The following is a 22,098-nucleotide window of genomic DNA, read 5'->3' as shown; positions in this document are numbered from 1 at the left end:
CGAGAGCCCGCCGCTACAGGCCGCTCGCTACAGTCCGCTCACCCGCCGGTCGAGCTGCTGGATGCGATTCTCGGCCGCTTCGGGACGTCCGAACAGATAGCCCTGGAAATGCGAACAGCCTTCTTCCAGCAGGCGCCGGAACTGCTCCTCCGTCTCCACGCCCTCGGCCGTGGTTTCGATCAGCAGGCTGCTGGAAAGACCCGTGATGGCGCGGATAATCGCCATCGCTTCCCGGCTTTCGCCGATCTCTTGCACGAACGATTTGTCGATCTTGATCTTGTCGAAGGGGAAGGAGCGCAGATAGCTCAGCGACGAGTAACCGGTGCCGAAATCGTCGAGCGAGATGCGCACGCCCAGTTTCTTCAACGCCTTCAAGGTGCGGATATTGCCATCGCTATTGTCGAGCAGGACCGACTCGGTGATTTCCAGTTCCAGGCGCGCCGCGGCCAGGCCGGAATCGGCCAGCGCCAGCGCCACCATGCTGACCAGTTCGCTGCTCTTGAACTGGACCGGCGACAGGTTGACGGCAATCGTCTCTCCATTGGTCCAGGTCGACGCTTCCTGGCAGGCCAGGTTCAATGCGCGCGCGCCGAGCTCGTGGATCAGGCCGGTTTCTTCGGCGATCGGGATGAAATCGATCGGCGCAATCGCGCCGCGTTCCGGATGCTGCCAGCGGATCAGGGCTTCGTAGCCCGAGATGCGGTTGCCGGCCTTCTCGATGATCGGCTGGTAATGCATCTGCAGCTCGCCGCGGTGCAGCGCGCGGCGCAGGTCGATCTCGATCTGGCGCCGCACGCGCGCCGCCGCTTCCAGCTCGGGACGGAATACCTCGTGGCGGTTGCGGCCGTTGCGCTTGGCTTCATACAAGGCCATGTCGGCATATTGCAGCAGTTGCTCGGCCGTGTTGCCGGCGGGCGCGGACAGGGCGATGCCGATGCTGATGCCGACCGCAAAACTGTGGCCGTCGATCGAGAACGCCGGCGCGACCGCCTCGATCAGGCGCTGCGCCGCCTGCTGCGCTTCTTCGAGGCGTTTTACGCGCGGCAGCACCACGGCGAACTCGTCGCCGCCGAGGCGGGCCAGCGTGTCCTGGTCGCGCAGGCATTTGCGCAGGCGGCTGGCCAGCATGAGCAGGATCTTGTCGCCAAAGCCGTGGCCGAAGGCATCGTTGATGTTCTTGAAATTATCCAGGTCGAGGCACAGGATGCCCACGCCCGAGCCGTCGTCCGCACTGTGCGCGATGGCGCTGTTGAGGCGATCGTTGAACAGGTTGCGGTTCGGCAGGTTGGTCAGGCCGTCGTGCTGCGCCATATGGTGGATCTGGGCGTAGGCCGCGAGCTCGTCGGTTACGTCTTCGGTGATGATCAGGACATAATCCGCCTCGCCATCGGGCTGCTTGCCCAGCACCGTGCGGCTGCGCAGGCTGCGCGGGCCGACCGAGGTCTGCACCAGCACGGCGTCATCGAAGCCGGCCCTGGCCGGCGCCGAGTTCGCCGTCTGGCACGCGATGTAGTCGGCCACGCCCGGGGCCAGGCAATCGCCGGCAACCAGGCCTTTCAAGTCGACAAAGGCCTGGGCGAACAGGCGCTGGGCCTGCTGGTTGGCCAGCAGTATGGTGCCGGACGCAACATCCAGCACCAGCACGCTGGCCGGGATATTGGCGATCACCGAATCGAGGAAATGCGACAGCGAACTCATCTGGCGGCTATAGGCCTCGGCCAGGTCCTTGGCCTCGACCAGCTTGCGCTGCTGCTGGTAGCGCTCGGTGATGTCGCGCGTGATCTTGGCGAAGCCGACCAGGCGACCGTCCTCGCTATGCACGGCATCGATCACGACGTGGGCCCAGAACGCGCTGCCGTCCTTGCGCACGCGCCAGCCCTGGTCTTCGAAGCGGCCGGTGCGGGTGGCGATCTCGAGGTTCTTGGCCGGCAGGCCGGCGTCGATATCGTCGCCTTGGTAGAAGCGCGCATAATGCTGGCCGACGATCTCGTCGGCGGTATAGCCCTTGGCGCGCTGGGCGCCGGCATTCCAGCTCGAGACGACGCCATCGGGCGTGAGCATATAGATGGCGTAGTCGACCACGCCCTGGACGAGCAGGCGGTACATCAGGTCGGGATTCTCGGAAGTCATAGGCATGGAAAGGGAGGATGGGCCGGCAAGCGCAAGTCCGGCAAGCGCCCAGATCGCAGTCCAGGGCTCGATTTCCCACTATACGCGGATTGATTCCACCAGGAAACTAGGCGCGGACATCGACAGACTGCATGCATGATAAAACAGACGCCGAGCTAAATTTATATACGCCTATAGATCGTCCCACGTGGTACGCGCCTGGTCTATCCGGGCATTTCATGAAAAGCCGGACTTGCGAGTCCGCTGCGATGCCGAGGCTCAGCAGAGCGCGCTGCGCGACCAGGAAGCGGCGCAGGGGAAGCCTCCCCAGCGCGCATGGTGAAAAAATGAAAAATGCCGGGGCTGGGCACGCCGGCGACATGGATCGGCTCGATCGCCTGCTCAGCGCGCTACTCACATGGACATGCCGATGCCCGGGATGACAGGCGGCGGGCATGGATGCCGACTGCGACAGAAACAGCCAGCGTCAGCAAGGCGGGCACGGCCCGGTCTGCGGCGCCATTCAAGACCAGCGTAGCCAGGGCCGCCACCATCACCATCGTACCGAGGGCAGCCCCGTAGACGCGGGTGCGTGGAAAGCCCAGCGCGATCGCCACCAGGAACTCGCAGGCGGCGGTCACGACATGAAAACCCTCCGGATATCCCCACTTGACGTAGGCCTGGGCACTGACGCCCGACGCGTTCGAGTAGGCCCCGAACAGGAAGAAAGCGGCCAGGGCCAACGCTACGCGGTTCCAGACAAGTGATTCACGCATGATGCGCTCCGTGTTCATGCCGCCGCTGCTTCGGCCAGCCTCGGATAGTCGGTGTAGCCCCTTGCGCCGCCACCGAAGAAGGTCGAGCTTTCCACGCTGTTCAAGGGCGCGCCGATGAGAATACGCTGCGCGAAATCGGGATTGGCCAGCACCATCGAGCCATACGCTTCGATATCCGCCAGGCCGCTGACGATATCGGTCCCGACCAGCTCGCGCGAACGGCTCGGGCGGTTCAGGATAAGCGTCTGGCGCCAGATGCTGCGCAGGTCGGACAGCAGCGCATCGTCGCCCCAGTGCATGACATCCAGGAAGGCCAGGCCCAGCTTGTCGAGCTCGGTCGCCAGGTAACGGTATAGCGCGGGACCGTCGGGGCCTTCCGCCAGGTCGCCCAGCGTGGCGCCGGGCGAGATGCGGAAACCGGTGCGATCGGCGCCGATTTCCGCGACCACCGCGGTCGCGATCTCGATGGCAAGACGCGCCCGGTTCTCGATCGATCCACCGTAGGCGTCGCTACGGGTGTTGGCATTGGCGGCGAAGAATTGCTGGAGCAGGTAACCGTTCGCGCCATGGATCTCCACACCATCGGCGCTGGCGTCGATGGCGCAGCGCGCCGCATGCCGAAAATCGTCGATAGTCGTCCTGATGTCGTCAAGCGTCATCTCACGCGGCACCGGAATGTCCTGCATGCCGTTTGCGGTGTGGATTTTCTGCTGCGCAGCCAGGGCCGACGGGGCGAGGGCCTGCAAATTCCCAGGCACATTGTCCGGGTGGGACATACGCCCGGAATGCATGATCTGGATGAACAACCGCCCATCTTTGGCATGCACGGCCGAGGTGATTTTCTTCCAGCTGTCGATGTGCGCTTGCGTGTAGATGCCAGGTGTCGAAATGACGCCCTGGCCGATATCGGACGGCTGGGTTGCCTCGGTAATGATCAGGCCGACTCCTGCACGTTGCTGGTAATACTCGGCCATCAGCTCGGTGGCCGTGCCGTCCGGGTTGGCGCGGCTGCGCGTCATTGGCGCCATTGCCAGGCGGTTTTCGACAGTGTAGCGGCCGACCTTGGTCGTAGAAAACAGCTTGTTCATTTGATACCTCCAATTTGAGAAGAAAGATGTACGCCGTCCGGCTTCAACCACGAGACGAGGCGAAATCGCTGCGATTTCATCATCTCAACCACCGTCATGTATCATCCGAAGAAACATCTTGACGTCAAGAGATATTATTCTCGTGATTTCTCTTGAGGTCAAGATAAATCAGGCATAGAATCTTTCTATGGACTTGGTAGATAAAATCGTGATGCAGTGGAAGGCGGCCCGACCCGATGTCGATACCGCCACGGTCGGTCCCATCGGGCGCCTGACCCGTGTTTGCAAAAAAATGATTGCCGTGGAAGAGGCGACATTTGCTCGGCATCAGCTGAACATGGCGGGCTTCGATGTCCTGTCGGCGCTGCGGCGCGCCCAGGCGCCGTATGCGCTATCGGCTGGCGAGCTGATGGCGTCGATGATGATCACGTCGGGGACGATGACCAATCGCATCGATCAGCTCGAGAAGGCCGCGCTGGTCACCCGTTCGGCGGATTCCGTCGATGCGAGGAAGACGATCGTGGCGCTGACGCCGAAAGGCCTGGCCTTGATCGACCAGGCGATCGTTGAACACCTTGCCACACAGAAGTCGCTGCTCGCGGGGATGAGCGACGAAGAAATCGAGCAGCTCGATCGGCTGCTCAGGAAACTCAGCGTTTCAGTAGGCTTGTGATGCATGCCGCCAGCCGGGACAGACGCTAAGTGAGCATGTCCGTGCGCCATGCGGCGGGCGTCGCGCCGGTCATCTTGCGAAAGGTCCGTCCAAAGTGCACCGCGTCGGCAAAGCCGGTGGCTTCGGCCACATCCTGCAGGCCGCGATTGGTATTGAGCAGCAAGTGCTTGGCGCGCTCGACACGCGACTGCAACTGCCAGCGATAGGGCGCCTGCCCGGTCGATGCCTTGAAGGCGCGGCTATAGTGCGACTGCGACAGGCCGGCCAGCTCGGCGAGGGTGGCCAGTTCGACCCGGGCCGGCATGTTCGCCTCGAGGAAGCTCATGGCGTCCCTGAGCTGGATTGGCGAAAGCTTTTGTTCGCTGCCCTTGGTCTCCCTGGGCCGTTCAAAGAGCTTCGATGCAATCGCCGCGGCGAGCGAGTCGCCATACAGCTGGGCGCTGGGATCGGCGTCGCCGATCGCATCCGTGAGCAGCCTGATCAAGGTCCACAAGCGCTCATCGGTGAAGCGAAAGCGCGGGATGTCCATCAGTCCCAGCGCATCGGATATTCCCAGGCGCTGCTGGAGCAGGCTTGCGTCGAAGTTGATCGTCGCGCACTTGAGATAGCGGGCATCCGCGGAATGCGCCCACAGCGGCATATCCGCCGGCGCGATATACAACGACCGCGGCTTGTAGGCCAGTGGATTGGGTTTATTGGGCGCCAGCCGGGCCTGGATATAGTCGCGTCCTACCTCTTCAAGCTGGGCGGCAAGCCAGGTCAGCTCGTGTGACCGCTCTACCGGAAACAGGATCCGGCCCGTGCAGGTGTATTCGTGCAGTTCGACGTGCATGCCATTCCAGGAACGGTTGATGGACGTGAACATGGCCACATTCTCGGGAAGTTCGAGTGCGTTCGACATAGGAATGAGACCGATTGCGACACGCCCCGTGAGGCGCATCCTGTTGATTTGATGGGAATCGCGTCATCGACACGCGCCCGGCGCCGTGTCCATTATGCTTGCCTGCCTGACATCGATCTAGCTGCAAGTTCGGGAACGCTGTGTCGCAGGATGCAGAACGCCAGGCCGATGCTCAGAAGCGGTACTGTGCGCCGAGGCTGATAAAGGTCAAAGCATCGTCGGCCTTCGTCTCGCGCAGGAAGGCGCCCGGCTGTCCGTAGGCGACCACCGCGGTCGAGGTCCAGCCGCGGGGCAGCGTCCAGGTGGCGCCGAGCGATGCGATGGTGGCGACATAGCGCGCCCGGCTGTCGCCGGCGGGCCGGATCAGCATGCCGTTGGGCGCATACACGCCGTCGCGGGTGCTGTGACGCCAGAAGAAATCCAGGCTGGCGTTCAGCTGGACGTCTGGCGCGAGGCGCATGGTCAGCGCCGGGTGGATGTTGAAGAAGTTGCGCGGCCCGAGCGTCGCTTCGTCGCCGAAATAATTACCGCGCGGGTAGAGGGAATTGAGGGTGCCGAGGCGGTTGTCGTCGGGATTCTTGTCGCCGCTGGCGACGGCGACCAGCAGCGCCACCCGCGGTTGTCCCGCCACGCCATCGAAGGTATACCCGGTGTCGGTGGCGAGCGACCAGGCGCGGATGCCGGCGTCGCCGAAGCGCCCGCCCTGCACGGCGGTTTCCCAGTTCCAGTCCCAGCCTTCACGGCCGCCGAACACGCGGGCGCCGACCGTCCAGCGGCGTTCGTGCGCCTCGCCCTGCACGTAGCGGGCGACGGTATCCTCGAAATGCAGCGCATAGATGTCCCAGGAGGTGAGGCCGCCAGTGCGGGTCGCGTAGACGCCGCGCAGTGCCTGGGTCGGCGACTGGACGTCATCGAAGCTGCCCGGCAGGTTCTGGCGCGGCGCCGCGGTGAAGACGTCGACCCGCCAGGCGCCGCCCCTTGCATAAGCGCGCACGGCTTCGAAGCTGCGCCGCACGTTCGGACCTTCGCGGGCGTCGACGACGCGTCCCGATCCGAACTGCAGTTCCTGGATGCCGACGCGCAGTCCGACCTTGCCTGCGCCGTTCCCGTTCGACTGCCATTCGACGAACAGGTTGGTGGGGTCGAGCCGGTTCTCGTCCACCGGGGACGGGCCGGCGCGGCGGCCGTTGGTGGTCGACCTGGACAGCTGGGCGAAACCGCGCCAGTGTTCACCGAGGCGCAGGTCGGCGAAGACCGACGCACGCTGCATCAGCACGCCCCAGCGGTCTTCCAGTTGCAGGCCGTAGCGCGGGTTGCCGGTGTGTTCGTAGCGTACGCGCAGGTCGCCGCCGATGCTCAAGCGCACGTGATCGGCGATCGGGCGGTCCTTCCAGCATGCGCTGCGGCTGTCGTTCTCGATGCAGCGCTGGCGCTGTTCGTTGAATGCATCGTCGAAGCGCAAGGGGCGGAACTGCGCGAGCGCGGCATCGGTCGCCAACAGCAGGGGAATGGCCAGCCACGCCGCGCGCAGGTTCACCTTACTTGGCCTGGTAATAGCCGCCGAAGTGCTTGATCGGCGACCAGGCGGGCAGGATCTCGGGCAGTTTCGGTGTCAGCGGCTGGTAATCCTGCGCGCCGTACACCACCCGGCCATCCAGCACGGTCAGGACCGACGAGACGGACTTGATCTGCGATTCCGGCACCGAGAAGTAGTCCCGGTCGAGCAGCACGAAGTCGGCCAGGTTGCCGGGGGCGATCATGCCCATCTCGGTTTCGGTGTTCATGAACCACGCCGCATTACGCGTGAACAGTTTGAGGGCTTCGGCGCGGGTCAGTCGGTTGTCCTTGGCGAGGATTTCGGCACCCGAGATCGACTTGCCGGACACCATCCAACTGATGCCGATCCAAGGGTTGAACGAGGCCGCCCGGAAGGCATCGGTGGTCATGGCCACAGGAATGCCGCTGTCGACGATATGGCGCAGGCGCGGGGTCTGCAATGCCTTGTCGCGGCCGTGGGTCTTGACGAAGCCGTCGCCGTGCAAGGCCATCTTGGTGTCCAGCGCGATACCGCCGCCCAGCGCCTTCACCCGGGCAATGTTCGCGGGGCTGATGGTCTCGGCGTGTTCGAGGCTCCAGCGCAGGCCGTCGATCGGCATGGTTTTGTTGAGCTTCTCGAGCGCATCAAGGAAGGGCGTGATGTTCTCGTCGTAGCTGATGTGCTCGCGGAAAGGAATACGCCGCTGGATCAGTTTGGAGATATCGCGCTCCACCAATTGATGCATCTTGGCCGGCTCGATGATGATCGCCGGACGGTCGAAGTTTTCGTGGTCATGCACCTCCACCGAGAGCAGTTCGCCGGCACCCTGGTAGGAATGGCCATGGGCCAGGTGCGGGTGCAGGTTGTGGCCGGGGCCGATCGGCGCGGTCTTCGTGATCGCGGTGATCTGCGCGTCCACCACGTTGAAGTCGGCGCCCTCGCCGAACTGGATGTCCATGAAGGGCATGCGGATGTTGAGGCGGTTGTCGCGGGCGAGGACGTCCACCGTGCGCTGGGCCTTGGGATAGCCACGGAAGCCCGTGCCCGCATCGACGATGGACGTGACCCCGACGCGGTTGAGACTGTGGACCGTCTGGACGAGCGAGCTCACTTCTTCATCGAACGTCAGCTGCGGCACCAGGGTCTCGATGGCGATGTACTGGAACGTGTTACCAATGATCACACCGGTATTCTTGCCCTGCGCGTCCTTTTCGAACTCGGTACCCGGCAAGACCGGGAACTTGTCGGTGCCCACGCCCAGCGCATCCATCGCCTGCTGGTTCAGGAAGGCGCGGTTATAGGCGTACTGCACGATGAACGGGCGATTGGGAACGGCCTTGCGCAGTTCGTCCATGGTGGGGAAGCGATTTTCCTCGAACTGGTAGGGAGACCAGCCGCCGACCACCTTGACCCAGTGGCCTTCCGGGGTGCGCTTGGCTTGTTCGGCCAGCATCGACAAGGCCTGGCGCAAGGTCGGCACGCCGTCCCAGCGCAGGGTGTAGTTGTAGCCGCCTTCGTTGAGTATGTGGGTGTGGGCGTCGATGATGCCCGGGATCAGGCGACGGCCGCGCGAGTCGATGATCCTGGTGTTGGCGGTTTTCAGGCTCAGTATCTCGGCGTCGGTGCCGACCGAGTAGATGCGGCCGTTCTTGACGGCCAGGGCGGATGCCGCAGGTTGGGCGGGATTGCCGGTGAAGATCTTGGCGTTGTGCACGATCATGTCGGCGCCGGGTGCTTCTGGCTTGGCTTGTGCGTGGGCAGTTGTCAGGCCATGCGCGACCATGAGTCCCATCAGTAGTAGTAGCTTCACTGTCATTCCCCATTCTTGGATTGAAAAGAACCGTGACGGGCCGGCCCGCGGGTGGGCGGGCCGAGCTCGGCAGCGGTGTGTGTTGAATGGGAAAGATGTTATCGACGCGGGGCGGGACAGTCACTGATCGTTCCTGCTGTTTGCAGGACGATTCGCGCATGGTGTTGAGGGTTCGAGCCGGATAGCAAAAAGCCCATGGACCGGTCGGTCATGGGCTTTCACGAATTAACACTGGAAGAAGGCGGCCGGGACCGCCGATTCCTTACTCGACGGTTACCGACTTCGCCAGGTTACGCGGTTTGTCCACATCAGTCCCACGCGCCAGCGCCGTGTGATACGCCAGCAGCTGCAGAGCCGCCACGTGCAGGATCGGCGACAGCAGGCCATAGTGCTCGGGCAGGCGAATCACGTGCAAGCCATCGCCCGAGGTAATGCGCGAATCGACGTCGGCAAACACATACAGCTGGCCGCCCCGCGCGCGCACTTCCTGCATATTCGACTTCAGCTTTTCCAGCAGCGCATCGTTCGGCGCGATCGTCACCACCGGCATCTCTTCGGTCACCAGTGCCAATGGGCCGTGCTTGAGTTCACCAGCCGGATAGGCTTCGGCGTGGATGTACGAAATCTCCTTGAGCTTGAGCGCGCCTTCCAGGGCGATTGGATAGTGGATGCCACGGCCCAGGAACAGGGCGTTCTCCTTGCGCGCGAATTCCTCGGCCCAGGCGATGATCTGCGGCTCGAGCGCCAGCACCGACGACAGTGCGACCGGCAGGTGACGCATCATCTTGAGGTGTTCGGCTTCCTCGGCATCGGTCAGGCGGCCATTGACTTGGGCCAGGGTGAGGGTCAGCAGGAACAGCGCGGCCAGCTGGGTCGTGAACGCCTTGGTCGAGGCCACGCCCACTTCGACGCCGGCGCGGGTGATGTAGGCCAGCTGGCATTCGCGCACCATGGCGCTGGTCGAGACGTTGCAGATGGTCAGCGTGTGCTGCATGCCCAGGCTGCGCGCGTGCTTGAGCGCGGCCAGGGTGTCGGCCGTTTCGCCGCTCTGCGAGATGGTCACTACCAGCGTATCCGGATGCGGCACGCTGTCGCGGTAGCGGTATTCGCTGGCGATCTCGACGCTCACCGGCACCTTGGCCACCGATTCGATCCAGTACTTGGCGGTGAGACCTGCGTAGTAGCTGGTGCCGCAGGCCAGGATCAGTACGCGGTCGATCTTCTTGAACACCGCATAGGCGCCGTCGCCGAACAGTTCGGGCATCACGCCGGTCACGCCTTCGAGGGTGTCGCCGATCACGCGCGGCTGCTCGAAGATTTCTTTTTGCATGTAGTGGCGGTATGGGCCGAGCTCGGCCGCACCGGTGTGGGCGTGCACGGTTTTCACTTCGCGCTCGACCGGACGGCCGTCGACGTCGACGATCCAGTAGCGGGCCAGTTGCAGGTCGACCACGTCGCCTTCTTCGAGGTAGATGATCTGGTCGGTGGTGCCGGCCAGCGCCATTGCGTCGGACGCGACGAAGTTCTCGTCCTTGCCCACGCCGACGATCAGCGGCGAGCCCTGGCGCGCTGCGATCACGCGGTGCGGTTCTTCGCGGCAGAACACGGCGATCGCGTAGGCGCCGTGCAGGCGCTTGACGGCTTGCTGCACGGTTTCGAACAGGTCGCCGCTGTACAGGTGGTCGACCAGGTGGGCGATGACTTCGGTGTCGGTCTGGCTGGTGAATTTGTAGCCCAGGCCGGTCAGTTCGGCGCGCAGCTCGTCGTGGTTTTCGATGATGCCGTTGTGGACAAGTGCGATGCGCGCATTGTCTTCGGTTGGCGAGAAGTGCGGGTGGGCATTGTGCGAGGCCGGGGCGCCGTGCGTGGCCCAGCGGGTGTGGGCGATGCCCGTGAAGCCGTCGAGGCTGGCTTCTTTGACTTGCGATTCGAGGTCGGCCACGCGCGAGGTCGAGCGCGAGCGGGTCAGGCGGCCGTCCAGGTGGATGGCCACGCCGCAGGAATCATAGCCCCGGTACTCAAGACGCTTTAGGCCTTCGATCAGGACCGGGGTGATATTGCGTTTTGCGACTGCTCCGACGATACCGCACATGGCTAACCTCACTTGTAATTAAACTGTTGAGTCTTATCGTAGAGCAATCGATATGAAATAAGCTTTCAGAGTGCAGCTAATTTTGTTAGATTATTTCATATGCAGATGAACAAGAAATCTTGTTTCATTTATTTGAGAATACTTATTGAATATTTCATGACGATGACCGATTCACCAGCGCTGGACGACCTCGATCGTCGCATCCTGAACATTTTGCAAACTGATGCATCGCATACGAACGCCGAACTGGCGGCCCTGGTGCATGTATCGCCGCCGACCTGCCTGCGCCGCGTGAAGCAGTTGACCGACAGCGGCGTTATCGAGCGCCAGGTGGCGATCGTGGCGCCCGACAAGGTCGGCAGCCGGCTGTCCGCCATCGTCGAGATCACGCTCGACGTGCAGGCTGCCGAGCGCATGGAAGAGTTCGAGCACCTGGCCGCCAGGGAGGCGGCCGTGCTGCAGTGCTACCGGGTGTCGCCAGGCCCCGATTTCGTACTCGTCGTGCAAGTTGCCGACATGCCGGCCTACCATGAACTGGCGCACCGGCTGTTCACGTCGCACTCCAATGTGCGCAACGTCAAAGCCTATTTTTCGACCCACCGCAGCAAGTTCGATACCCGGGTCGACGTCTGAATTGCCAGGTGCCAGCCTGTGGATAATATTGTGGAAGACCAGGTGGATGAACAGGGGGTAACCATGGGATTACCCTGTGTTTATCTTGTTCACTTCCTGTGATTACCCTGTCGATAGCCGGTGGATTACTTCTTCACTTTCACTGGCCGCGTCCATCCCTCGATGGTCATTTGCTTGGGCCGCGAGATAGTCAGCTTGCCGGCCGGCGCATCCTTGGTGAGCGTGGTGCCGGCGCCGATGGTCGCGCCCTTGCCGATCGTGACCGGCGCTATCAGCTGGCTGTCGCTGCCCACGAACACCTCGTCCTCGATCACGGTGCGGAACTTGTTGGCGCCGTCGTAGTTGCAGGTAATGACGCCGGCGCCGATGTTTACGCGCGAGCCGACGGTCGTGTCGCCGACATAGGCCAGGTGGTTGGCCTTGCTGTGCGCGGCCACGGTGCTGTTCTTGACCTCGACGAAGTTGCCGATATGGACGTCCTCGCCCAGCTCGGTGCCCGGACGCAGGCGCGCGTAGGGTCCGATCTGCGAGGCCGCGCCAATGGCGGCGCCTTCGATATGGCAGAACGGCTTGATATTGGCGCCCGCACCGACCGAGGCGCCGACCAGCACGCAGTTGGCGCCGACCTTGACGCCATCGGCCAGCTCGACCCGGCCTTCGAACACGCAGCCGACGTCGATGACGACATCGCGGCCGCAAATCAGTTCTCCGCGCACATCGATGCGCGCCGGATCCATCAAGGTCACGCCTTTTTCCAACAGGGCATGAGCGATATTCAACTGATGACGACGCTCGAGCTCGGCCAACTGCACTTTGCTGTTGACGCCAGCCACTTCCCATTCGCCCGACGGTTGCGCCGAGACGACCGGCACGCCGTCCGCCACGGCCTGGGCCACGATATCGGTCAGGTAGTACTCGCCCTGGGCATTGTTGTTGGACAGCGCCGCCAGCCACTTCTTGAGGTGGCGGGTCGGGATCGCCATGATGCCGCTATTGATTTCGCGAATCGCCCGCTCGGCCTCGCTGGCGTCTTTTTCTTCGACGATGCGCACGATCTTGCCGTCCTCGCGCACGATCCGGCCCAAGCCGAAGGGATTGGCCTGCTCGACGGTAAGAATGCCCAGCTTGTCGCTGCCGGCAGCCTCGACCAGGCGGCGCAGGGTGTCGACCGTGGTCAGCGGCACGTCGCCGTACAGCACCAAGGTAGCGTCCGCATCGTCCAGTTGCGGCACGGCCTGCATGACCGCGTGGCCGGTGCCCAGCTGCGGCTGCTGCAGCGCGGTGTCGATCGTGCTGTCGGTCTCTTGCGCCAGCGCGGACACCATCTCGGGCACCGCTGCGCCGCCGTGGCCGTAAATCACACATAATTTCTTCGGGCTCAGGCTACGGGCCGCATCGATGACGTGACGCAACAGTGGCTTACCAGCCAATGGGTGCAAAACTTTCGGCAGGGCAGACTGCATGCGTTTGCCCATGCCGGCGGCGAGGATCACAACGTTCATAAGCCGTTCTCAAAAAGTTGAAAATATGAAAAATTTTAGCATGCAGGATACCGTGTTCCGGCACACCTTTGCGCTATTGGCCATCGCCTTGCTGGCCCTGGCCGCCGGTTGCAGCACCATTCGCTTCTCGTACAACCAGGGCGATACCTTACTGTACTGGTGGATGGATTCCTATGTCGACTTTGAAGGACAACAGGCCAGCGTCGCCAAGCGCGACATCAATGGCTTGTTCCAATGGCACCGCCAGACGCAATTGCGCGATTACGCCTCGCTACTGGGCAATTTCCAGCAGAAGCTGGCAGGCAATCCCAGCCAGGCCGACCTGACCGGCGCCTACCGCGAAATCCGCGTGCGCGGCGAGCGCCTGGCCCAGCGCGCGGTGCCCGAACTGACAACGCTGGCCATGTCGATCACGCCCGAGCAGATCGGCAATATCGAAAAGAAATTCAAGGACAAGAACGACGAATACCGGCGCAAGTTCATGAGCGGCAGCGTCGAAAAGCGCCAGCGCGCGCGTTTCAAGAAATCGATGGAACAGATGGAGTTGTGGTTCGGCCGCTTCAGCAGCGAGCAAGAAGCGGCCCTGCGCCGCGCTTCCGACCTGCGCCCGCTCGACAACCAGCAATGGCTCGAGGAACGCCAGCATCGCCAGCGCCGTGTCTTGGCGCTGCTGCAAGAGGTACAGCAGAAAAAGCTCAACCGCGACCAGACCACGGCCAAGGTGCAGGGCCTGATGCGCGAGCTGTTTACGCGCATGGAGTCGCCCGAGCGCAAGGCCTTCTATGACGCCAGCATCGACCATACGACGAAATACATCCTGAGCGCGATCAAGCTGGCGACACCGCAGCAGAAGGCCCATGCACAGCAGCGCATGCAGGGCTGGATCAACGATTTCGAGGCACTGGCGGCAGGCAAATAAACCGGGCAGGGCGGCCCGCGCAGACGTGGAAACCTGCATGCTATAGTGCCGCCCATGCAAAGAAAGTCCACAAAATCGAGGCCCCAGGCCGCCAAGCCCCACGGCGCGCCGCGCATGGCCCAGCATCAGGTTCGCATCATCGGCGGCACCTGGAAACGCACCCTGTTGCCAGTGGTCGACGCCCTCGGCCTGCGTCCCACGCCCGACCGCGTGCGCGAAACCGTCTTCAACTGGATCAACCACCAGCTCGGCAGCGACTGGGACCAGGCCAGCGTGCTCGACCTGTACGCCGGCTCCGGCGTGCTCGGCTTCGAAGCGGCCAGCCGTGGCGCCGCCTTGGTGACGATGGTCGACAACCACGCCCCGGCCGTGCGCCAGCTGGAAGCCAACCGCGACAAGCTCAAGGCCGCCAATATCACCGTCCTGCGCGCCGACGCCTTGATCCTGGCGCGCGACCTGGCCACCCGCGGCCAGCGCTTCGACGTGATCTTCCTCGACCCGCCTTATCAACAGGATTTGTTGGCCAAGACCTTGCCGCTGTGCGCCGCGCTGCTGGCCGAGGGCGGCATGGTGTATGCCGAAGCCGAGACGCCGTTGCCGACCGAAGGCGATGAGGTTCCCGAATGGCTGCTCGGCTGGGAAACGGTGCGCGCCGACAAGGCGGGCATGGTGTATTACCATTTGCTGAAGCTGCAAGAAAAGCCTGTTTAGCTCTCGCCGATGCGGTAGATACTGCACAACCATTGGGCAAAACCCGCCCCGGCATGGGGCGAATGCCGTGTTTTCAGGCATAATGCGCGTTCCAACAGGGTGTCATATTTAGGGAGCCGCAATGGTTGTAGCCGTTTATCCAGGTACGTTCGATCCGCTCACCCGCGGCCACGAGGATTTGGTACGTCGCGCATCCGGCCTGTTCGACCGACTGGTGGTCGGCGTCGCCGACAGCCGCAACAAACGTCCGTTCTTCACGCTCGAAGAGCGCCTGGATATCGCCAACGAAGTGCTTGGCCATTACCCCAATGTGCAGGTCGAAAGCTTCTCGGGCCTGCTCAAGGACTTCGTGCGCAAGCACGACGCCCGCGTCATCGTGCGCGGCTTGCGCGCGGTATCCGATTTCGAATACGAGTTCCAGATGGCGGGCATGAACCGCTACTTGCTGCCCGATGTCGAAACCATGTTCCTGACCCCGTCCGACCAGTACCAGTTCATCTCGGGCACCATCGTGCGCGAGATCGCGCTGCTGGGCGGCGACGTGTCCAAATTCGTTTTCCCTTCGGTCGACCGCTGGCTGCAAAAGAAGATCGCCAGCCTGGCGGACGCCCCGAAGGCCTGATCCTCGAGACTTGCCATGGCCTTACTGATTACCGACGACTGCATCAACTGCGACGTCTGCGAACCCGAATGCCCGAACGATGCGATTTCGATGGGCGAAGAGTATTACCAGATCGATCCGCACAAATGCACCGAATGCGTCGGCCATTTCGATGAGCCGCAATGTGTGCAGCTGTGCCCGGTTGCCTGCATTCCCCTCAATCCGGAATGGCGCGAATCGCGCGAAGAACTCCTCATCAAGTACGAACGACTGACGGCCGACAAAGCCGTCGCCTGACCCCTCCCAAGCCGGCCTTCTCGCCGGCTTTTTTATTTCCTGCTGAGTTTCCTGAGCGCGTGCCGGATCGACCGGCATGCGGCGTCCGTACGTGCATGTGTTTCGCATTGCTCCACAATCCAGACTTGGTCTTCGCATTCCCGTGCTTTCCGGTCTACTACTTTCGCTCGGTCGAGACAAAACCATAAGTAAAATTTCTATCGATCTTAAATGTGAACTATGTCAACTTCGTTCTATTTACTATTAAATCACATATATATTACATTAAATAGGCGTATCTTTCGAAGATCAGGACACGACAGTTAGCGCTAGGCTTGTCCATTAAAATCGGCTAACATCTGCTCTATTCACATTATTATTAGCTCATCTATACCTCAACCCGCAATATCAGCCATTACATAAGGGTCATCGATTTTTGACTATTTGTGAATTTTGTTAAATCAAATGACCAAGAAAACCCCGGTAACGCAAAGTCACTGGGCGTGACGAGACAACCGGGCATTTTCGAGCCCGTCAAGAAGAAGTATTGAGAGCCTGCAGAAAGCAGGGACGAAAAAAAACGCGGCGTCCGTTTCCGGAGACCGCGTCAGGGGAGGAGTTCGGTGATAATCAGTGGCGGATGCCCATTGCGCGCGCTTCGGCGGCGTCGACCGGATCCAGGCCGGCCAGCTTGCGCTTGAGCGCCAGCGCTTCGTCCAGGGCGCGGCGGGCGGCGATCTCGGCCTTGGTGCGGCGTGGGCGCACGGTCAGGTACAGCGCGCGGCCGATGCCGACCAGCAGCGGACGGAAGAACAGGACGAAGCCAGCCAGCATGGCAAGATAGACGGTCGTGCTGAATACCTGGCCGTAAGGTACGGCGGCGGCGGCTTGGACTAGGGTGGCGGTGGAAGACATGATAGGCTCGTTCTGTTATTGTTGAGAACTATAGTGCGTCGCAACATATAAATCTAATTTTGTTCCCTGATGGCCCTTATACTGTTTGTGAATGATTTGCGGTACACTTGTATCCGTCACTTGTATTCACAACAGTTTTCTCCTGACTCCCATGAGCTTTCTGACGCTTGACCTGAATCTGCTGCGCGTATTCGACGCAGTCATGACCGAGCAAAACCTGACCCGCGCCGCCGGCCATCTGGCCATGACCCAGCCCGCGGTATCGAATGCGATCAAGCGACTGCGAGAAAGCCTGGGTGACGAACTCTTGATCCGCACCGCCTACGGCGTGAAACCGACTCCGCGTGCCGAAGCCCTATGGCCGGCCGTGCGCCAGGCCCTGGCGGCGCTGGAAGCGGCGGTGATGCCGGAAACCTTCGACGTCTCCAAGGCGCAGGCCACCTTCCGCATGGCGATGGCCGACGCGACCGCGGCGCTGTGGCTGCCGTCGCTGATGCGCTCGATCGAAAGCGAGGCGCCGGGCGTCAACATCCGCATGGTGCCGCTGACCACGCGCGAACCGCGTCCGATGCTGCTGCGGGGCGACATCGACCTGGCCGTCGGCTTCTTCCCCGGCGTCGCGGCCCAACTGTCGTACGAAACGGGCTCGCCGATCCGCCACGAGCGCCTGTATTCGGGCGTGTATGTCTGCGTGATGCGCAAGGATCACCCGCTGGCCAAGGAAAAGCTCGATCTCGATACCTATTGCAAGGCAAATCACCTGCTGGTGAGCTTCTCGGGCCGCGCGCATGGCCTGGTCGACGAGGCACTGGCCCAGGTCGGCCGCGAACGCCGCATCCTGCTGACGGTAAACCAGTTCTTCACGGCGGGCAGGGTGGTGGCGAACTCCGACCTGATTACCGTGTTGCCGAAGCACTTGATGGTCTCGACCGGCATGACCGACGTGCTGATCTGGAAAGAGCTGCCCCTGCAGCTGCCGGCAGTCCACCTGGACATGTTGTGGCACGAACGCGACGGCCGCAGTCCGGCCCACCGCTGGTTGCGCAAGAACCTGGAATCGATGGCGGAAAGCGCGTCCAAGACCGGGGTACGCAAGATCGTCTGACAGCGCCAGCGCGTCAAATTGCTTCACGTGAAACAAAAACGGCCAGGCGATATGCCTGGCCGTTTTTGTTTGCAGCGCTGTCGTGTGCTTAACGAATCGGCAGCTTGGTCGTGTTCTTGACCTCTTCCATCACCGCGTAGGTGTGGGTTTCGCGCACACCTTTTTGCAGCAAGGTCTTGCCCAGGAATTCGCGGTAGGCCGCCATGTCCTTTACGCGCGCCTTGACCAGGTAGTCGAAGCCGCCGGCCACCATATGGCATTCCAGCACCTCCGGGATCATTTGCACGCTCTGCTTGAACGCATCGAATACCTCGGGAGTGGTACGATCGAGTACGACCTCGATGAAGACCAGCAGCGACACATCGAGCAGCTGCGGGTTGAGCTGGGCCGTGTAGCCCATGATGTAGCCCGATTCGTGCAGTTTGCGCACGCGCTCGAGGCAGGCCGCCGGCGACAGGTTGACCCTCGCCGCCAGCTCCACGTTGCTGATGCGGCCGTCATTCTGCAGCTCTGCTAGAATCTTCTTGCTGATCTTGTCCAACATCGGGTGTCTCCCGTAAATATTATTCGGTCAGATTGTCGCATCAAAAACTATCTATTGCTAGTCTGGTTTAAAAACAGAATAAATCCAGAAGAAATCCTTCTACAATCGAATCATTTCCACCGACGTCCAAACCGCGCCGACCACCATTTGTGGGACGGCGCTTTTGCTGTACGGTGCCCTTCGTTGTGATATTTCTTTTGACTAGATAGCCATGCAGATTGCTGCTTCGCCGGCCTCCACCTTCGTCCCCTTCGACGCCCTCCACGCTGAAATCAAGCGCGAGCAGACGTCACTGCGCGCCGCCATCACCGCTGCCTACCGCCGCGAAGAAACAGAGGCCGTGCAATGGCTGCTGGCCCAGGGTGCCACACCGAGTGCGGACGCCCAGCCGCTGGCGCATCGCCTGGTCTCGAGCGTACGCGAAAAGCGTACCCGCGCCTCGGGCGTGGATGCGTTGATGCACGAGTTCTCGCTGTCGTCCGAAGAAGGCGTTGCGCTGATGTGCCTGGCCGAAGCCCTGCTGCGCATCCCGGACAGCGAGACCGCCGACCGCCTGATCGCCGACAAGATCAGCCGTGGCGACTGGCGCAAGCACCTGGGCGAATCGCCGTCGCTGTTCGTCAACGCGGCGACCTGGGGCCTGCTCATCACCGGCAAGCTGGTCTCGACCAATAGCGAGCAGGGACTCGGCTCGGCGCTCACGCGCCTGATCGCCAAGGGCGGCGAGCCGCTGATCCGCAAGGGCGTCGACATGGCGATGCGGATGCTGGGCAACCAGTTCGTCACCGGCCAGACCATCGACGAGGCCCTGAAGAACAGCCGCGAGAACGAGACCCGCGGCTACCGCTACTCCTACGACATGCTGGGCGAGGCCGCGCTGACCGAGAGCGATGCGAAGAATTACTACGCCTCGTACGAAGCCGCCATCCACGCGATCGGCAAGGCCTCGAACGGCCGCGGCATCAAGGACGGCCCGGGCATCTCGATCAAGCTGTCGGCCCTGCATCCGCGCTACAGCCGTGCGCAGTATGCGCGCGTGATGGGCGAACTGCTGCCGCGCGTGCGCAGCCTGGTCCTGCTGGCCAAGACCTATAACATCGGCATCAATATCGACGCCGAGGAAGCCGACCGCCTCGAGATCTCGCTCGACATGCTCGAAGCACTCGCCTTTGACCCTGAATTGGCCGGCTTCGAAGGCATTGGCCTGGTGGTGCAGGCCTATCAAAAACGCTGCCCGTTCGTGATCGACTACCTGGTCGACCTGGCCAAGCGCAGCGGCCGCAAATTCATGGTGCGCCTGGTGAAGGGCGCCTACTGGGACGCCGAGATCAAGCGCGCCCAGGTCGACGGCATGCCGGGCTATCCGGTCTACACGCGCAAGGTATACACCGACGTGTCCTACCTGACCTGCGCACGCAAGCTGCTGGCGGCGGCCGACCTGCTGTATCCGCAGTTCGCGACCCACAACGCGCACTCGCTGTCGGTGATCTACACCTGGGCCAAGCTCGCCAACGTCAGCAACTACGAATTCCAGTGCCTGCACGGCATGGGCGAGACCCTGTACGACCAGGTCGTGGGCAGCAAGAACCTCGACAAGGCCTGCCGCATCTATGCGCCGGTCGGTTCGCACGAAACCCTGCTGGCCTACCTGGTGCGCCGCCTGCTGGAAAACGGCGCCAACTCCTCGTTCGTGAACCAGATCGTCGACGAGAACGTGGCGATCGATTCGCTGCTCACCGATCCCTTCGAGGTCGCACGCGCCAGCGGCGGCAAGCCGCATCCGGCGATCGCGCTGCCGCTCGATATGTTCGGCGCCGAGCGCAAGAACTCGAGCGGCATGGACCTGGTCAATGAAGACATCCTGGCCAGCGTGGCCGACGGCCTCGCGCAGCAGCGCCAGCACGTCGCCGGCCCGCTGATCGCGGGTTCGGTCGACGCCGGCCAGCTTGCCAATGTGGTCAATCCCGCGGTCTCGAGCGATGTCGTCGGGCAGGTGAGCGAGGCCTCGCGCGCCGACGTCGAAACCGCCCTGGCCGCGGCCTGCGCTTTCGCCGGCGAATGGGCCGCCACCGCGACGCACGAACGCGCCGCCATCCTGCAACGCACCGCCGACCTGTTCGAGCAGAACGGTATCGAGCTGATGGCCCTGGCCGTGCGCGAAGCCGGTAAATCGCTGCCGAACGCGATCGCCGAACTGCGCGAAGCGGTCGACTTCCTGCGCTACTACGCGGTGCAGGTGCGCGGCTCGGCGCAAGCTGAGGCACTGGGACCGGTCAGCTGCATCAGCCCCTGGAACTTCCCGCTCGCGATCTTCACCGGCCAGGTCGCCGCCGCCCTCGCGGCCGGCAACGTGGTGCTGGCCAAGCCGGCCGAGCAAACCCCATTGATCGCCGCCCGCGCGGTGGAGCTGTTCCTCGAGGCGGGCATGCCGCGCGCCGCGCTGCAGCTGCTGCCGGGCCGCGGCGAAGTGGTCGGCGCCGCCCTGACGGCGGACAGCCGCATCAAGGGCGTGATCTTCACCGGTTCGACCGAGGTCGCCCAGCTGATCAACCGCACCCTGGCCAAGCGCGCGGAGCAGGAAGGCATCGACATTCCGCTGGTAGCGGAAACCGGCGGCCAGAACGCGCTGATCGTCGATTCGTCGGCGCTGCCGGAACAGGTAGTGCAGGACGTCCTCTCTTCGGCCTTCGACTCGGCCGGCCAGCGCTGCTCGGCGCTGCGCGTGCTGTTCCTGCAAGAAGACATCGCCGACAAGACCGTCAAGATGCTCAAGGGCGCGATGCAGGAACTGCGCGTGGGCAGCCCGGACCGCCTGGCGACCGATATCGGCCCGGTGATCGATGCCGAGGCTCAGCGCAACTTGCTGGCCCACATCGAGCGCACCAAGGCCACCGCGCGCAGCCACTTCGCGCTAGACCTGCCGGCGTCGGTGCTTGATGCCGGCACCTTTGTGCCGCCGACGGTGCTCGAAATCGCCTCGCTGGCGGAGCTCAAGCAGGAAGTCTTTGGCCCGGTGCTGCATATCGTGCGCTATCGGCGCGCCGATCTGCCTTCGGTGATCGATGCGATCAACGCCACCGGCTATGGCCTGACCCTGGGCGTGCACTCGCGCATCGATGAAACCATCGACACCATCGTCAACCGCGCCCACGTCGGCAATATCTACGTCAACCGCAATATCGTCGGCGCGGTGGTCGGCGTGCAGCCGTTCGGCGGCGAAGGCAAGTCGGGCACCGGTCCGAAGGCCGGCGGACCGCTCTACCTGAAGCGCCTGCAGCGCGGCGCGGCGCCGTTGATGGACCACGTGCGCCAACCAGAAGCGGCGCTCGAAGCCTTGCTCGGCTGGCTGCGCGCCAACGGCCAGCAACCGGTGGCCGCGCTGGCCGAAGGCTATGCGCGCACCTCGCTCAACGGCGTATCGATGGACCTGCCCGGCCCGACCGGCGAAAGCAACCGCCTGTCGTTCACGCCGCGCGGCACGGTGCTGTGCGCGCCGGGCACGGCGGCCGGCCTGCTCAATCAACTGGCAGCCACCCTCGCCACCGGCAACCGCGCGCTGGTGCTGGCGCCGACGCCGGAATCGATCCCGGCCGACCTGCCGCCAGCGGTGAAGGAACGCGTGCGCTTCGTGGGCAAGGAAGAGATCGACGCGGCCGACATCGCGATCGCGCTGGTCGAAACCGGCCTGGCCGGCTCGCTGCGTACCCAACTGGCGGCGCGTCCGGGTGCGATCGTCGGCATCGTCGACACCGACGTCCTGGTCCCGGTCGACCTGTGGCGCTTGATCGCGGAGCGCGCCGTCTGCGTCAACACGACGGCGGCTGGCGGCAACGCAAGCCTGATGACGCTGGGCCTGTAAGAATCGTCATCACACCGGGTGGGCGGGTTCTCCCGCCACCCGTTCCG

At 63.0% G+C, this 22,098-nt stretch carries 18 protein-coding genes; 8 read left to right on the top strand and 10 right to left on the bottom strand.

The genetic code is table 11. The annotated features are described in order from the left end of the window. Nucleotides 1-27: 27 nt before the first annotated feature. The 3 genes from E8M83_RS07205 to E8M83_RS07195 form a co-directional block, all read right to left on the bottom strand. Entirely contained in the window at nucleotides 28-2,136 is a 2,109-nt protein-coding gene (locus tag E8M83_RS07205) for an EAL domain-containing protein (RefSeq protein ID WP_137172671.1), read from the bottom strand. Between the two features lie 383 nt (nucleotides 2,137-2,519). Continuing rightward, nucleotides 2,520-2,885 (bottom strand): DoxX family protein, encoded by a 366-nt coding sequence (locus tag E8M83_RS07200; RefSeq protein WP_170976717.1) that lies wholly within the window; start codon nucleotides 2,883-2,885, stop codon nucleotides 2,520-2,522. A 14-nt stretch (nucleotides 2,886-2,899) separates the two neighbouring features. Then, nucleotides 2,900-3,973: an alkene reductase gene (locus tag E8M83_RS07195; protein ID WP_137172669.1), complete on the bottom strand. Its 1,074-nt coding sequence runs from the start codon at nucleotides 3,971-3,973 to the stop codon at nucleotides 2,900-2,902. A gap of 187 nt (nucleotides 3,974-4,160) precedes the next feature. Between E8M83_RS07195 and E8M83_RS07190 the strand changes: the two genes are divergently transcribed. Next, complete coding sequence (locus E8M83_RS07190) at nucleotides 4,161-4,646, top strand: MarR family winged helix-turn-helix transcriptional regulator (protein ID WP_137172668.1); 486 nt, start codon at nucleotides 4,161-4,163, stop codon at nucleotides 4,644-4,646. Between the two features lie 25 nt (nucleotides 4,647-4,671). On the opposite strand, the gene E8M83_RS07185 is transcribed toward E8M83_RS07190, so the two are convergent. The 4 genes from E8M83_RS07185 to glmS form a co-directional block, all read right to left on the bottom strand. After that, nucleotides 4,672-5,511 carry a helix-turn-helix domain-containing protein gene (locus E8M83_RS07185; RefSeq protein ID WP_206077432.1) on the bottom strand — a complete coding sequence of 280 codons (840 nt, stop codon included), beginning with the start codon at nucleotides 5,509-5,511 and terminating at the stop codon, nucleotides 4,672-4,674. 208 nt (nucleotides 5,512-5,719) lie between these two features. Further along, the gene (locus E8M83_RS07180) at nucleotides 5,720-7,084 is read right to left on the bottom strand and encodes an alginate export family protein (RefSeq protein ID WP_170976716.1); all 1,365 of its coding nucleotides are present in this window, start codon (nucleotides 7,082-7,084) and stop codon (nucleotides 5,720-5,722) included. Nucleotide 7,085: 1 nt separating this feature from the next. Then, nucleotides 7,086-8,894: an amidohydrolase gene (locus tag E8M83_RS07175; RefSeq protein WP_206077431.1), complete on the bottom strand. Its 1,809-nt coding sequence runs from the start codon at nucleotides 8,892-8,894 to the stop codon at nucleotides 7,086-7,088. A gap of 262 nt (nucleotides 8,895-9,156) precedes the next feature. Further along, a complete protein-coding gene (glmS, locus tag E8M83_RS07170) occupies nucleotides 9,157-10,986 on the bottom strand; it encodes a glutamine--fructose-6-phosphate transaminase (isomerizing) (RefSeq protein WP_137172665.1) in 1,830 nt (609 codons plus the stop codon). 162 nt (nucleotides 10,987-11,148) lie between these two features. Here glmS and E8M83_RS07165 point away from each other — a divergent pair, with 162 nt between their 5' ends. Beyond that, nucleotides 11,149-11,619 carry an Lrp/AsnC family transcriptional regulator gene (locus E8M83_RS07165; protein ID WP_137172826.1) on the top strand — a complete coding sequence of 157 codons (471 nt, stop codon included), beginning with the start codon at nucleotides 11,149-11,151 and terminating at the stop codon, nucleotides 11,617-11,619. Nucleotides 11,620-11,744: 125 nt separating this feature from the next. Here the strand turns inward: E8M83_RS07165 and glmU are convergent, their stop codons facing one another. Further along, nucleotides 11,745-13,121 (bottom strand): bifunctional UDP-N-acetylglucosamine diphosphorylase/glucosamine-1-phosphate N-acetyltransferase GlmU, encoded by a 1,377-nt coding sequence (glmU, locus tag E8M83_RS07160; protein WP_137172664.1) that lies wholly within the window; start codon nucleotides 13,119-13,121, stop codon nucleotides 11,745-11,747. 25 nt (nucleotides 13,122-13,146) lie between these two features. On the opposite strand from glmU, the gene E8M83_RS07155 reads away from it, so the two are divergent. The 4 genes from E8M83_RS07155 to E8M83_RS07140 all read left to right on the top strand — a co-directional run bounded on the left by E8M83_RS07155 (nucleotide 13,147) and on the right by E8M83_RS07140 (nucleotide 15,649). After that, the gene (locus tag E8M83_RS07155; RefSeq protein ID WP_229491443.1) at nucleotides 13,147-14,040 is read left to right on the top strand and encodes a DUF6279 family lipoprotein; all 894 of its coding nucleotides are present in this window, start codon (nucleotides 13,147-13,149) and stop codon (nucleotides 14,038-14,040) included. Nucleotides 14,041-14,154: 114 nt separating this feature from the next. Next, the gene (gene rsmD / locus E8M83_RS07150; RefSeq protein ID WP_137172663.1) at nucleotides 14,155-14,751 is read left to right on the top strand and encodes a 16S rRNA (guanine(966)-N(2))-methyltransferase RsmD; all 597 of its coding nucleotides are present in this window, start codon (nucleotides 14,155-14,157) and stop codon (nucleotides 14,749-14,751) included. A 121-nt stretch (nucleotides 14,752-14,872) separates the two neighbouring features. Next, entirely contained in the window at nucleotides 14,873-15,373 is a 501-nt protein-coding gene (gene coaD, locus E8M83_RS07145; RefSeq protein ID WP_137172662.1) for a pantetheine-phosphate adenylyltransferase, read from the top strand. 15 nt (nucleotides 15,374-15,388) lie between these two features. Continuing rightward, the gene (locus E8M83_RS07140) at nucleotides 15,389-15,649 is read left to right on the top strand and encodes a YfhL family 4Fe-4S dicluster ferredoxin (protein ID WP_137172661.1); all 261 of its coding nucleotides are present in this window, start codon (nucleotides 15,389-15,391) and stop codon (nucleotides 15,647-15,649) included. A 609-nt stretch (nucleotides 15,650-16,258) separates the two neighbouring features. Here the strand turns inward: E8M83_RS07140 and E8M83_RS07135 are convergent. Continuing rightward, the gene (locus tag E8M83_RS07135; protein WP_137172660.1) at nucleotides 16,259-16,543 is read right to left on the bottom strand and encodes a hypothetical protein; all 285 of its coding nucleotides are present in this window, start codon (nucleotides 16,541-16,543) and stop codon (nucleotides 16,259-16,261) included. A gap of 151 nt (nucleotides 16,544-16,694) precedes the next feature. Between E8M83_RS07135 and E8M83_RS07130 the strand changes: the two genes are divergently transcribed. After that, nucleotides 16,695-17,648 carry a LysR family transcriptional regulator gene (locus E8M83_RS07130; RefSeq protein ID WP_137172659.1) on the top strand — a complete coding sequence of 318 codons (954 nt, stop codon included), beginning with the start codon at nucleotides 16,695-16,697 and terminating at the stop codon, nucleotides 17,646-17,648. Nucleotides 17,649-17,736: 88 nt separating this feature from the next. Here E8M83_RS07130 and E8M83_RS07125 read toward each other — a convergent pair whose 3' ends face one another. Next, nucleotides 17,737-18,192, bottom strand: coding sequence for an Lrp/AsnC ligand binding domain-containing protein (locus tag E8M83_RS07125; protein ID WP_005664065.1), 456 nt, complete (start codon nucleotides 18,190-18,192; stop codon nucleotides 17,737-17,739). Nucleotides 18,193-18,403: 211 nt separating this feature from the next. On the opposite strand from E8M83_RS07125, the gene putA reads away from it, so the two are divergent. Continuing rightward, nucleotides 18,404-22,051 (top strand): trifunctional transcriptional regulator/proline dehydrogenase/L-glutamate gamma-semialdehyde dehydrogenase, encoded by a 3,648-nt coding sequence (gene putA / locus E8M83_RS07120; protein ID WP_137172658.1) that lies wholly within the window; start codon nucleotides 18,404-18,406, stop codon nucleotides 22,049-22,051. The last annotated feature ends 47 nt before the right edge of the window (nucleotides 22,052-22,098 follow it).

Origin of the sequence: Massilia sp. HP4, from assembly GCF_005222695.1 — a bacterium.
In the GTDB taxonomy this organism is placed as follows: domain Bacteria; phylum Pseudomonadota; class Gammaproteobacteria; order Burkholderiales; family Burkholderiaceae_D; genus Telluria.
The sequence above is the reverse complement of the archived record's forward strand: the minus strand, read 5'-3'. Positions and strand labels throughout refer to the sequence as shown.